Raw genomic sequence first — 13,000 nt, 5'->3', positions numbered from 1 at the left:
TGGAGGCAAAAGACAACCCTGGGTTCTCCGAGGACGAAGCCAAGGCTGCCGCTTCATCCCGGCTGCGTACCATCCGGTTTGAGAAGGGGAACTATGTGTTTGCGTATAACCGGGCAGCCCAGGCCGTTGCATACGCCCCCGACCCGTCCCGAGAGGGAGAAAACAACAGCCCTGTGGTCAGAAAACTCGTAGGCAACCTGTTTGGTGCCGCAGAATCCTCAGGTTACCTTGGCTATGACTGGCCTAATCCCGCGTCTGGTAACGAAGAGCCTAAAGTGTCCTATTCCACAATTATTCCGGGGTGGGACTGGATGATTGGCGCCGGTGTTTATGTGACCGATATTGATGAAAAAGTAGCAGTGGCCCGAGCCGAGATTGAAGAAAACATTGTCTCCACTCTGGGCTTTATTCTGCTGGTAACGGTTATCGTGGTGCTGATCTCGCTGTTGATCGGTGTTTTTGTGGGTCGCACGGTGACTAAGCCTTTGAAGAGCGTGAGCGACATTATGCAGGAAATCGCCGACGGTGAGGGCGATCTGCGCCAGCGCTTGCCGGAAGCGGGTACCGATGAGCTTTCGGAGTTGGGCCACCGTTTCAACGCCTTTGTTATCAAAATTCAGGCGACCATTCGGGAGGTAGGCGCAACCACGGATCAGGTTGCATCTGCAGCGGAAGAACTGAGTCGTGTTGCAAACGAAACCCGTACATCGGTTCAGGAACAGGGTTCGGAAACCGACCAGATTGCCTCCGCGATAAATGAGATGGCAGCGACCATTCAGCAGATTTCCGGTAACGCCAACGAAGTTGAAGGCGCCGCTTCGGATGCCGATCGTATGGCCCGAGAGGGCGGTGAGACCATTGCCAGTGCACAGGGCGCGGTAAACAAGCTGTCTGAGGAAATTCAAGAAAGTGCCCTTAGTATCAATGCTCTGGCAGAAAAGTCAGACGATATCCAGAAAGTTCTGGATGTGATTCAGGCCGTGACCGAACAGACCAACCTTCTCGCCTTGAACGCGGCAATTGAGGCGGCCCGGGCCGGTGACCATGGTCGTGGGTTCTCTGTGGTGGCGGATGAAGTGCGCCAGCTCGCAAAGCGCAGCGCTGAGTCGGCAGATCAGATCCGAGAAATGATTGATGGCTTCGTGAATGAGTCACGCTCCGCCGTTGAGCGAATGAATCGTTCCCGGGATCGCTCATCTGAAACAGTCGAGCGCATTAGTTTCGCAACGGACGCTCTGGCTACAATTGAAAAGTCAGTGGGCCAGATTCACGATCAAGTTGCTCAAATAGCCACGGCGGCAGAACAGCAAAGCCAGGTAGCGGAAGAAGTAAACCAGAACGTGGTGCGCATAGTCGAGGCGGCCCAGCGCAGTGATACTGGGGTTACCCAGACGAACGAAGCCAGCCAGGAGCTTGCCCGGTTGGGCGAGCGCCTGCGGGATTTGGTGAGTCAGTTTAAGGTCTGAAGTCCGTGTGGTGGCGTGGGTGCTGACGACGGGCTAGTATTGCAGATGTTTCAATGATAACAATGCAATAAAACAAAACGATAAAATGGTGCTAACGATGATGACTCGTCTGTTCAGAACGGCAGCGGTGACGCTGTTGTTCTCTGTTAGTTCGCTCGGCGTAGCGGCAGAAAATCACACGCTTAGGCTTGCACAAACTTGGGGCCCTAACTCGCCTATTCTTGGTGAGACCACCGAGAACATGGCTCAGATGGCCGAAGAAATGTCTGGCGGGCGCCTGAAGATTCGTATCGACAGTGCCAACAAGCACAAGGCGCCGTTCGGTATTTTTGATCTGGTGCGCAATGGCCAGTACGACATGGGACACACGGCCTCTTATTACTATAAAGGCACCATTCCCAATGCCATGTACTTTACCACGACTCCCTTTGGCCTGATTGCGCCAGAAATGTATGCCTGGTTTTATCACGACGAAGGCATGGAGCTGGTGCAGAAAGTTTACGAGCCGTTCGGTCTGCTCTCCTTTCCGGGTGGTAATACCGGCAACCAGATGGGCGGTTGGTTCAACAAAGAAATCAACAGTGTGGCTGACCTTAAAGGCTTGAAAATGCGGACGCCGGGTTTTGCCGGCGAAGTCATGTCTGAGCTGGGTGTTGCGGTAACCAACCTGCCTCCCGGAGAACTGTATACAGCGCTTGAGCGCGGTACCGTTGACGCGGTCGAATGGGTAGGGCCGGCTCTTGATTTCCCTATGGGCTTTCACCAGATCGCGAAGTACTACTATTCAGGCTGGCAGGAGCCAGGCGCGGAAGTTCAGTTTCTGATTAATGAGAAATCCTGGAACAAGCTGCCGAAGGATCTACAGGCCATTCTGCGAATTTCTATGCGCACAGCCGCTTATGACATGTACATCCAGACCACCCACGAAAGCGGTGTAGCCTGGGATCGCATGAAAGAAGACTATCCGAACGTAACGCACAAAACGTTCCCGCCGGAAGTTATCGACGCCATGCGCGATGCAACCAACAAGCTGCTGGCCCAGGAAGCTGAGAAAGACGAGTTGGCGAAAGAGATCATCAACTCCCAGCACGATTACCTGAAGCAGGTTCGTCAGTGGACCAATATTTCAGATAAAGCCTACTTAAACAGCATTGCTACCGACTAACTCCCCGCCACAGACACTCTGGCTATAGCGATAGCCAGAGTGCTTTCCTTGCAGGCCATTCCTCGAAATTGTAGTGCGAAAATCCTGCACTACCCTTTTTATACAGCGCGCTTTCTGGAAAAATACGCCGCTTATTATTTGGGCACGTCTAATGGCAAAAACACTCCTATCGTTGAGCAGAATCAGCAAGCAGTTTGGCGGAAAAACCGTACTGGATGATCTTGGCCTCACGATTGATGATGGCGAGTTTATTACTCTTCTTGGGCCTTCTGGCTGTGGTAAAACCACTCTCTTGCGCATGATGGCGGGCTTCGAACTACCGGATCAGGGCACGATTACGTTGTCTGGCGTTGATATCACACAAACGCCGCCAGAAAATCGACCGTTAAATACGGTGTTTCAGAACTACGCGCTGTTCCCTCACATGTCAGTTTTCGACAATGTAGCCTATGGCCTGAAGATGGAAAAACGGCCAAAAATTGAAATACGCGAGCGAGTTGAAGAAGCCCTGGCTATGGTTCAGCTAGAGGACTTTGCCAAACGCAAACCGCATCAGCTTTCCGGGGGCCAGCAACAGCGAGTTGCGATTGCCCGGGCCGTGGTAAAGCGGCCCAAGATGCTGCTGTTGGATGAGCCATTGTCTGCACTGGATTACAAGCTGCGCCGCACCATGCAGGTGGAGCTCAAGCGACTTCAGCGGGAGCTGGGCATTACCTTCGTGTTCGTCACCCACGATCAGGAAGAGGCGTTGTCTATGTCTGATCGCATTGTGGTGCTCAAAGACGGCCATATTCAGCAGCTTGGTACCCCCCGGGAAGTCTATGAGCGCCCGGCAAACGTCTTTACCGCGCGCTTCGTGGGCCAGACTAATTTTTTCCCCGGCCGTGTAACCAAGATTGAGGATGAGCGCATCAGCGTGGACGTGTTCGGCCTGAACCGGGTGCTGAGCAAACCGCCTTTCCGCGTTGCGATGAATCAGTCGTTGCACGTTTTGCTGCGTCCGGAAGATATTCGCGTGCTGGCGCCGGAAGATACCGAAGGTGTGGCCGGCAAAATTGTGGAGCGTAACTACAAAGGCAGCACCCTGGACTCGGTTATCGAGTTGGAAGACGGCAGCCACGTGATGGCCAGCGAGTTTTTTGATGAAGACGATCCAACGTTTGATTACAGCATTGGCGAGCGAGTGCGCGTGAGCTGGGTAGATGGCTGGGAGTGGTTGTTGGCGGAAGAAAGCGACGAACCGCTGACCGATGAAGAGGAGCAGGCGGCTGATGATGCAGAGCATTAAGCAACAGCCGTTCAGAGCGGCTGTTCTGGTGCTGGTGTGGGGTTGGCTGTTGTTTCTCGTGCTTGCACCCAACATGTTGGTGGTGGGCGCCAGTGTAATGACACGGAACCCTGCAACCTTCATTTCTTTGCCCGTGAACTTAGATGCCTATCGGCAATTGTTCAATCCGCTGTATCTGGAGGTTTTCCTCCATTCCCTTTATATAGCTGCGATGACCACACTGATCTGCCTGCTGATTGGCTATCCCTTTGCCTGGGCACTGTCACGGGTGGAAAAACGCCGGCAGATGTTGCTGATTTTTCTGCTGATTGTGCCTTTCTGGACAAACTCCTTGGTGCGAACCTACGCCTTGAAGTTGATTTTGGCCACCAACGGCCTGCTGAACAGCGCACTTATGTCTTTGGGCTTGATAGATGAGCCAGCGCAGCTTTTGTATACCGAGGGCGCGGTGGTGGTGGGGCTGGTGTATCTGTTGCTGCCGTTCATGATCCTACCCCTGTATTCAGTATTTGAAGATCTGCGCCAGGATGTGTTGTTAGCCTCCCACGATTTAGGCGCCGGGCGTTTCGCCACCTTTAAAAACGTGATTGTGCCGCTGACGCTGCCAGGTGTGCTGGCCGGCGTTATGCTGGTATTGCTGCCGGCCATGGGGTTGTTCTTTGTGCCAGACATTCTCGGTGGCTCGCGCAACTTGCTGGTGGGTAATGTAATCAAAAACCAGTTTCTGGATGCCCGAAATTGGCCGTTTGGCGCCGCCGCCAGCATTGTGCTGACCTTAACCATGGCATTGCTGATGTTTGCCCACCGTTTGAGTAAGCGTCGTATAGGCGAGGAGGGTACCTAATGCGCTGGCTTTCCCGTAGCTATCTCGCCTTGGTGTACCTGCTTTTATATGTGCCGATTGTTGTGCTGGTGGTGTTCTCCTTTAACGACTCCCGCACTGGCTATAACTGGGGCGGTCTCAGCCTGCGCTGGTACGAATCACTACTCAATAACCACGCCATGGTGCAGGCCATGTGGAATTCCCTATGGTTGGCGCTCACTGCAGCCACGGTGTCCACGATGATCGGGGCGCTGACTGCGTTGGCTTTGCACCGGTATCGTTTCCGAGGCAAAAAAGTGCTGAACGGCATGCTATTTGTGGTCATGATGTCGCCAGAAATTGTGCTGGCGATTTCCTTGCTCGGGCTGTTCCTGTTGCTGGGCTTGAAGTTGGGGTATGTGTCACTGCTGCTGGCCCACGTTACTTTCTGCCTGCCGTTTGTGGTGATTACCGTGATGGCCCGGCTCAGCGGCTTTGATGAGCGCTTACCGGAGGCCGCCCGAGATTTGGGCGCCAGTGATTTCACCATGACCCGCACGGTGCTAATCCCGGTGATCATGCCGGCGTTAATAGCTGGCTGGCTGCTTGGCTTCACGCTCTCCATGGACGACGTGGTGGTGAGCACCTTTGTGAGTGGCCCGAGCTACGAGATTCTTCCTCTGCGCATTTACTCGATGGTGCGTGTGGGGCTTAAACCCGAAGTAAATGCACTTGGCACCCTGTTGCTGGTGTTCTCACTGGCGATGCTGATGTTGTCGCAATGGATTCTTTCAAGGAGCAAAAAATGAAGAAAATCGCATTGGCTAGCCTGCTGGCACTGGGCCTGACGGGCTGCAGTTCCGACGATTCACAGGTGCTAAACCTGTATAACTGGTCGGAATACATGCCCCAGGAAGTGCTAACCCGCTTTCAAGATGAAACCGGCATCAAGGTGGTCTACACCACCTACGACAGCAACGAAGCCATGTATGCACGGTTGAAGTTGCTGGATGAGAGCGCCGCGTATGATCTCGCTGTACCTTCCACGTATTACGTCAGCAAAATGCGTAACGAAGGGCTTTTAATGCCCATAGATCAGAGCAAGATCAGTGGTTTTGATCAGGTTGACCCAGAGCTGGTCGGCCTGGATATCGATCCGGAAAACCAGTACAGCGTGCCTTATCTCTGGGGCACAACAGGTATTGGCGTAGATACCGCTGATATAGAGGGCGAGCCAGTCACGGCTTGGGAAGATCTGTGGGATGAGCGCTTCGAAGGCCGGGTGATACTGACCAACGACATGCGCGAAGTGTTCCACATGGGCCTGCGAGTACTGGGCTACTCGGGCAACAGTACCGACCCGAAGCAGATAGAAGAAGCTTATGAAAAGCTGGTAGAGCTGATGCCATCCGTGCGTACGTTTAACTCAGACGCGCCGCGCATGCCATTCCTGGAAGGTGAAGCCGATGTGGGCATGATCTGGAACGGTGAGGCTGTGATGGGCAAGGAAAGCCTGGCGTCACTGGAATATGTGTATCCGAAGGAAGGCATCATCGCTTGGTTAGACAGTTTCGTGATTCCGAAGAACGCGAAAAACCCCGAGGCGGCTCACAAGTTTATCAGCTTTGTGCTACAGCCTGAGATTGCCGCGCTGATCAGTGAAGACATAGGCTATGCCACGCCTGTCTTGCCTGCCAGAGACCTGCTTGAAGAAGAGGTTGCCGGAGATCGCGCCAGTTATCCGACACCGGAAGACATGGTAAATGCAGAGTTCCAGGCTGATATTGGCGACGACGCTCTGCAGGTTTATGCAAAATACTGGGAAAAGCTAAAATCCGGGCTTTGAGCCCGAGTCGATGGGTTTGAAATGGCGGTGCTGGGGTGAATCCCTGGCGCCGCCGTAATACATCACAAGCTTTACTGTCTTTGATTTGTACACGTAACGAGATTGTTGATCTATACTTGCCAGTTACAGACCCCAATGGCAGGTTTCCAGTGCCACGACCCGCGTTTCTTCTACACATCCTAATTATCCTCTCTACTATTCTGTGCGGGCTGGTGCCAGTTGCCACTGTGGCAGCGCCGCAGCCGCTAACCGAAGGTTGGGAGTATCGCTGGGGCGATTTACCTTTTAATACGGGTGGCACGCCAGACTGGGCGCCTACACAACAGCCCGAGCAGTGGCACGCCATAGGGTTTCCTTCCAATCCGCCAGATCGTAATGGCCGGGATCAGGTGTGGTACCGGGTGACTCTTCCCGCAGGTGATTTTCAGGAACCGGTGCTTTATATCTTGAGCATAGACCTGATTACGCAGGTGTGGTTAGACGGCAAAAACATTTATCAGTACGGCACTTTTGATGAGGAAGGGCGCGGCAAATTTGAAGGCTGGCCCTGGCACAAGATCGCGCTGCCCGAGGATTATGAGAACAAGGTACTCTACTTTCGCGTGTATTCAGGCTACACGGATATTGGTCTCTGGGGTGAGATCAGCATCATGGATCACTCGGAGCTAATGCTCCACATCCTCAAGAGTTCTCTTAAAGATTTGTTTGTCGCCGGCTTTTCCTTGCTGGTGGCCATGCTCGCGCTTATTTTCTCCATGCTTCAGGGAGGCAGAAAGACCTTATCCAGCATTGCCCTGTTTGCACTGGCCTCTTCGGTCATGTTGGTGGCCGAAAGCCAGGCCAGCCTGCTGATTGTTCCCAATGCTCTATTTTGGAATTACCTCGCTGCCGGCGGATACTACCTGTTGCCTGTCGCGTTATGGTTAATGCTGGATCAGTGGCTGGGGGATCGCCGATCGCCAGCAACCAGCTTGATCTGGAAGCTGCATTTGGGTTACGTGGTGGGTTCGTTGAGCCTGGCATTGATCGGCGTAGTGGAGTTGTCATCAACTTACCCACCATTTGATGTTTTGCTGCTGCTTTCCTTTACCGCAATGGGTGTATTAACAGTACCTCGGCTTAGGTTCTTCTCCGGAGAGCAAAAGCTTCTGGTGCTCGCATGCTGCATATTTGGGGCTTTGCTTGTTGTCGATATGGCAGTGGCTCACGGTATGTTGCCTTGGGTCGAGGTGCCGATCAGTATTGGCTTGCTGGTGTTTTCTCTGTCTGTGGTCCTTATATCGTTTTGGCATTATGCGTCGACCCAACAAGCGTTGCAGAAGTTGACGGTAACCCTAGAGCAGCAGGTGGCTGAACGTACAGAAAAAGCAGAAACCCTTCTGCAGCGGGAACAGGTAAGAGCGGGTTTGCTGACCTTCGAAAATGAGAAGAGCCGAGCGCTTGTTGATGTTATTGCCCAGCTGCAGACGTATGGAAGCCTGAACCAAGCGTTTCATTTGCTGGTTGAAATCTTGCCAGCACTCTGCAGCCCGATCAAAGGTATGATTTACCGGCGAACGGGCAAAGGAAGTTACGAGCGCATGGTGAGCTGGGGTTATGGTGATACGCGCCCCAAGCTGGCTCCGGTTATTGCCAATGCTTATGACTTTCCTGGGCTATCCCGGTTGATTTCAGGCTCTGTTATAGACGCTGAGGCGGCGAGCAGGAGTTTGCAGGGATTGGTTAGCTTTCCCATTAATGTTGAATTCGCAAGCCATGGCTCAGCACCTGAAAGCCTGTTGCTACTTGAGGGGGAGAGCATTCGCAGCTCCGGGCATACCGATTCTGGAGCAGCAAGGCTTCTGTCATCCCTTAACCTGGCAGTCGAACGCATTGGCGTTACGCTTTCTGGGATTTCCCTCAGGGAAGAATTGCAGCGTTTCTCCTATGAGGATGCGCTTACCGGGCTGAAAAATCGCCGGTATTTCGATCAGCTTTTTGAGCATGAAATGGCAGTGGCGCTGCGCAAAGGCTCAGCACTCTCGCTGCTATTGCTGGATATAGATCACTTTAAACATTTTAACGATAGTCATGGGCATGAGGCCGGCGATGCCGCGTTGAGGGCCTTCGCTGCGGTACTGGAATCCCGGTTCCGTGGCAGCGATGTTGTTTGTCGCTACGGTGGTGAGGAGTTTGTAGTGATTCTGCCTGGTTCAGACATGGCCGGTGCCAGAGAGCGTGCAGAGCAGTTGTGTGAGGCAGCACGGAAAGAGCCAATGACCTTTGAAGGCAACAACCTTGGCTATCTCACCATATCTATTGGTGTCGCAGCTTGGCCGAATAGTACTGGTGAACCGGGAAAATTGTTCAAGTTAGCAGACGAAGCTCTGTACCGAGCTAAAACCGGTGGACGTGATAATGTTGAGGTGGCTTCAGAGTAGTAGCCGGCCAAGCGTAGTGCATAGAGGACGCCTAAAAGGCGCCTGGCCGGCGCAAAGTCTGGTGGCTTAGACCACCAGCACAGGGCACTTGGCGTGGGAGGCTACCCGGTGTGACACGCTGCCGAGGAGCATGCCGTCCTTGTCGCTGTGGGTGCCTCGGGTCCCCACTACAATCAGATCTGCTTCTTTGTCCTGAGCAAATTTAACAATCACTTTTGAGGGGCGCCCAGCTTTCACAAAGCCGCGAACCTTGGTGGCCCCGTGTTCCTTCGCCAGATCCTTGGCGTGATTGACTACTCCCTTGGCGTACTCAGAAAGAACCTTATCCGGAATGTCCATATCGGCCGGCCGGCCGATGGAAAGCGATGCCTCAAACAAGCTGTGGTGCTTATAGACGCAGATAATGAGTATCTCCGCCTTGGGGATAAGCTGTTGCAGTCCAATAGCCTTGTCCAGAGCCTTGAGCGAGGTTTTAGAGCCGTCCACCGCCACCAGTATCCGATTGAACATTTTCTTCTCCTTAAAAATTCAGATCTGGTTGCACGTTAGTCTGCGAAGGCAAGATCACGTAGGAACAGTGCGATCTGCGGAAACGCAATAATCAGTCCTGCAGCAGCAATCAGCATGAAGATGAACGGAGGTGTGCCCCGGATAACTTCCATATAAGGCCGCTTGAAAATCGCAATGGCTGTGAAAATATCGCAACCAAACGGTGGTGTTGCCGAACCAATCGCAACCTGCAGGGTAATCAGTACCCCCACGAGTACAGGGTCCAGACCTGTTGCTTGAATAGCTGGAGCAAAGATTGGAGTCAGTACCAAGATGACAACTATGGGGTCGACAAACATACAGGCCACAAAAAATGCGACACAGATTGCGATAAGCACGCCTACCGGGCCGGCTTCATTTACACCGACAGATTCGAGTATTGCCTGAGGAATCTGGGCAAAGGAAATGATCCAGGAGAAGCCGTTGCCTACGGCTACCAGGATGAACACCACGGCGGTGATCAAACCAGTGGACTTGGCAATTTTATATACTTCGCGAAGCTTCAGAGAGCGGAATACAATGAATTCCAGCAGGAATGCATAGAGCACACAAACGGCCGCCGCTTCGGTCGGGCTGAAGATGCCGCCGTAAATACCACCCACGATAATGACCGGGAAAAACAGCGGCCAGCTGGCATCGCGAACAGAGAAGGCACGTTGGCGCCAGGTTGCCTTGGGTTCAGTCGGTACGTTGTTTTTGTAAGCGTAGAACAGGCAGTAAAGCGAGAACATGAATAGGATCAGGATGCCAGGGCCAACGCCCGCAATAAACAACTCGGCGATGGATGTTTGGGAGATAACCCCGTAAATGATCATGCCGATACTGGGCGGTATCAAGAAGGCAATGTCACTGGCGTTAATAATCAGAGCTAGAGTAAACGAATCGGAATAGCCGGCCTTGAGCATCTTCGGACGCAAGGGAGAGCCAACGGCGACAACGGTTGCCTGAGTAGAGCCTGAAACAGCACCAAAGAGCGTGCAGGAGGTTGCGGTACTGATCGCCAGCCCGCCTTTTATATGGCCGATAAAGGCCATGACCATGGCGATCAACCGGTCTGCTGACTGACCGCGGGTCATGATGTCTGCGGCGAGAATGAACATAGGCACCGCAATGAGTGAGGCCGGCCGTATGCCCCCCATCATTTGCTGGATGAAGGTGCCCATTTGGCCAAAGCCGTCGAACATCATGATAAAGCCAACGACGGCGGCGGTCGTTAGAGGAATCATCATCGGGAAGCCAAGCAGCAGCAGCCCGATCATGATGATCATTAAAATAGTCGCCATAGATGTGCCCTTTTTTATCGTTTCCGGAGTTAAACCGGATCAGACTTCCGATTCTGAATCAGCGTAACCATCAATCACGCCTGTGGAGAGATAAACGTCTTCACTGGTGAAGTTCTTGACGGCGGTGAGGAGGTATTGGATACCGGTAACCGCGAAACCCACGGGCACCCATATATAGATCCACCAGATTTCAAATCCCAGCGCGGGCAAAATACGGCCTCGGCTATACAGCGTCTCTATATAGCCGTATGAGTGATAGCACAGGAAGAACATCACCGCTGAAGTGAACAGGGCAATAAAAATCATGAGTACTTTGCGGCCTTTGGTTGGAAGTGCGTCGTAAACAGCGGACATCCGTATGTGTCGGCCGTAGCGTGCTGCATAGCCAATGCCTGCAAAGGTAACCAGAATAATCAGGATGCGGTTTATTTCGCCGGAGAAGAAGAAGCCTTCTCCAAACACAAATCGTGCAACTACGTTCACGACGGTGTTGATAGCCATGAATATTATACCTGCGGCCAGAATTACGGCCTCAGTTTTGGCTATCCATCCGTCTATGGTTCCCAGAAACCCGGGTAAACCGGACTCAAAAGTGCCGGTATCGTCTTCTATCTCCGGGGAGTTCTCGGACATGGGGTCTGCTCCAGATCATGTCGCTCCCTGCCGGACATTGTTGTTTGGCGGGGCGGGGTTGGTTCAATAGAGTGTCCGCCGGCGGGTGCCGGCGGACAGGAACGACATCGTATCAGTCGTCCTGCACTTCTTTCAGATCTTTCTTGAATTGATCCAGCAGGTCTTTGCCGCCTTGGCCAGCCATCTCAATAAATTTCTCCTCAACTTGCGGAGCTTTGGCCTTGAAAGCTTTGATCTGCTCTTCGTTCAGGCGAGTTACAGTAACCTCGTCGCTGGATTCCTGGATCTTCGCCAGTGCTTCATCCGCCAAGCCGTCGATGTGAACAACAATTTTCTCGAAGGCATACTCTGTCGCGTCTTGGATGAGCTCTTTGTCTTCGTCTGACAGGCCATCGTAGAATTGCTTATTGGCCATCGACGCGGTCGTGAACCAGCCATGACCGGTGTAGATCAGGTTAGGTGACACTTCATACAGGCCGCCAGATTCGATCCAGAAGATCGGGTTTTCCTGACCGTTGATCATATTGGTCTGCAGTGCGCCGTAAACTTCACCCCAAGGTAGCGGCGTCGGAGTTGCGCCGAACGCAGAGTAAGTTTCGGACAGCAGTGGGTTGGTCATAACCCGGATCTTTTTGTTCTTCATTCCTTCGGGCGTAGTGACTGGTTCATCCAGAGTGATAACAAATTCGCCCTCCGGATACATCTGCAGAAGCTCAAGGCCTTTATCGGCATAGAGTTTCGGGAAGTCTTCGTTGATGGCTTCACTCTCGCGGAAGAACTTAATGACCGTATTTATGTCGGTGGGCATCAGATAAGGAATGAAGAAAATCTGAGCTTCCGGAATCAGAGCGCCGGTAAAACCAGGCGACTGGTTAACAAAGTTCAGAATGCCCGCCTGGGTTTGCTCCATGATATCGTCGGATTCACCGAGCTCGCCAAAACGATAAACCTGGAGGGTGTGATCGGAGTTGTCTTCGATATATTCCTTGAATTTATATGCGTATACATCCTGTACGTCGCCTTCGTATTCTTCGTGTGCATACCGCCAGTTGTCTGCATTCACAGAGTTTGCTGCGGTCATCGCCGCGAAAGCGAACGCTGAAAGTCCGGCCAGTTTTTTGAATTTGCTCATGCTGCTCATCGGTTTTCTCCGTTCGTTTTTTTTCAGATATTTATTGTTACATTATTAAAGACTGGCAAAACTTGGCGACTTTCGCAAGAAATTGACCTATTTGGTTTATTTCTGCCTGGAGCCGGCATTGTTGATGCCCGCCCTGAAAAGAAATGCCCCGAACTCTTTCGTTACCCGATCAAGGCTCTTCTCGAGGCGGTGACCATCGGGCAACATCAGTACCGGATGCGCTTGCTGCCGGGCGAGCTCCATAACCGGCATGGCTGGCACCACGTCATCATCCCAGCCGTGAATAATCTGTACATGTTTCGCTTGGATGTGAGGGCTGGACTGAGGGTAGCCCGGCAATGCGAGCGCTGGTGCCAGCAAGAAGCACCCAAAAACGGGTGTCTGTGCACTGGTTTGGGCGCACACCC

11 protein-coding genes and 1 pseudogene are annotated in these 13,000 nt (G+C 52.8%); 7 read left to right on the top strand and 5 right to left on the bottom strand.

What is annotated here, in order from left to right:
* From ACTH3S_RS07930 to ACTH3S_RS07900, 7 genes are all read left to right on the top strand, one after another.
* The coding region (locus ACTH3S_RS07930; protein ID WP_441808475.1) for a methyl-accepting chemotaxis protein at positions 1–1,466 on the top strand (1,466 nt) is incomplete at its 5' end.
* 97 nt (positions 1,467–1,563) lie between these two features.
* The gene (locus tag ACTH3S_RS07925) at positions 1,564–2,631 is read left to right on the top strand and encodes a TRAP transporter substrate-binding protein (protein ID WP_441808474.1); all 1,068 of its coding nucleotides are present in this window, start codon (positions 1,564–1,566) and stop codon (positions 2,629–2,631) included.
* A gap of 151 nt (positions 2,632–2,782) precedes the next feature.
* A complete protein-coding gene (gene potA / locus ACTH3S_RS07920) occupies positions 2,783–3,919 on the top strand; it encodes a spermidine/putrescine ABC transporter ATP-binding protein PotA (RefSeq protein WP_441808473.1) in 1,137 nt (378 codons plus the stop codon).
* Positions 3,903–4,763, top strand: a complete 861-nt coding sequence (potB, locus tag ACTH3S_RS07915; protein ID WP_441808472.1) for a spermidine/putrescine ABC transporter permease PotB — start codon at positions 3,903–3,905, stop codon at positions 4,761–4,763. Before potA ends, potB begins: the two co-directional genes overlap by 17 nt.
* The gene (gene potC, locus ACTH3S_RS07910; RefSeq protein ID WP_441808471.1) at positions 4,763–5,530 is read left to right on the top strand and encodes a spermidine/putrescine ABC transporter permease PotC; all 768 of its coding nucleotides are present in this window, start codon (positions 4,763–4,765) and stop codon (positions 5,528–5,530) included. Before potB ends, potC begins: the two co-directional genes overlap by 1 nt.
* Positions 5,527–6,567, top strand: a complete 1,041-nt coding sequence (locus tag ACTH3S_RS07905) for an extracellular solute-binding protein (RefSeq protein WP_441808470.1) — start codon at positions 5,527–5,529, stop codon at positions 6,565–6,567. Before potC ends, ACTH3S_RS07905 begins: the two co-directional genes overlap by 4 nt.
* Before the next feature lie 149 nt (positions 6,568–6,716).
* Positions 6,717–8,987 carry a GGDEF domain-containing protein gene (locus tag ACTH3S_RS07900; protein ID WP_441808469.1) on the top strand — a complete coding sequence of 757 codons (2,271 nt, stop codon included), beginning with the start codon at positions 6,717–6,719 and terminating at the stop codon, positions 8,985–8,987.
* Positions 8,988–9,053: 66 nt separating this feature from the next.
* On the opposite strand, the gene ACTH3S_RS07895 is transcribed toward ACTH3S_RS07900, so the two are convergent.
* The 5 genes and pseudogenes from ACTH3S_RS07895 to ACTH3S_RS07875 form a co-directional block, all read right to left on the bottom strand.
* Positions 9,054–9,497, bottom strand: a complete 444-nt coding sequence (locus ACTH3S_RS07895) for a universal stress protein (RefSeq protein WP_441808468.1) — start codon at positions 9,495–9,497, stop codon at positions 9,054–9,056.
* Positions 9,498–9,532: 35 nt separating this feature from the next.
* The gene (locus tag ACTH3S_RS07890) at positions 9,533–10,819 is read right to left on the bottom strand and encodes a TRAP transporter large permease (RefSeq protein WP_441808467.1); all 1,287 of its coding nucleotides are present in this window, start codon (positions 10,817–10,819) and stop codon (positions 9,533–9,535) included.
* 39 nt (positions 10,820–10,858) lie between these two features.
* The gene (locus tag ACTH3S_RS07885; RefSeq protein ID WP_441808466.1) at positions 10,859–11,452 is read right to left on the bottom strand and encodes a TRAP transporter small permease; all 594 of its coding nucleotides are present in this window, start codon (positions 11,450–11,452) and stop codon (positions 10,859–10,861) included.
* 112 nt (positions 11,453–11,564) lie between these two features.
* Positions 11,565–12,593, bottom strand: coding sequence for a TRAP transporter substrate-binding protein (locus ACTH3S_RS07880; protein WP_441808465.1), 1,029 nt, complete (start codon positions 12,591–12,593; stop codon positions 11,565–11,567).
* Positions 12,594–12,689: 96 nt separating this feature from the next.
* Positions 12,690–13,000: pseudogene (locus ACTH3S_RS07875) on the bottom strand (hypothetical protein); the annotation flags it as partial.

The organism is Marinobacter sp., assembly GCF_052094685.1.
Lineage (GTDB): Bacteria > Pseudomonadota > Gammaproteobacteria > Pseudomonadales > Oleiphilaceae > Marinobacter.
This window is presented reverse-complemented; position numbering and strand designations above follow the sequence as displayed.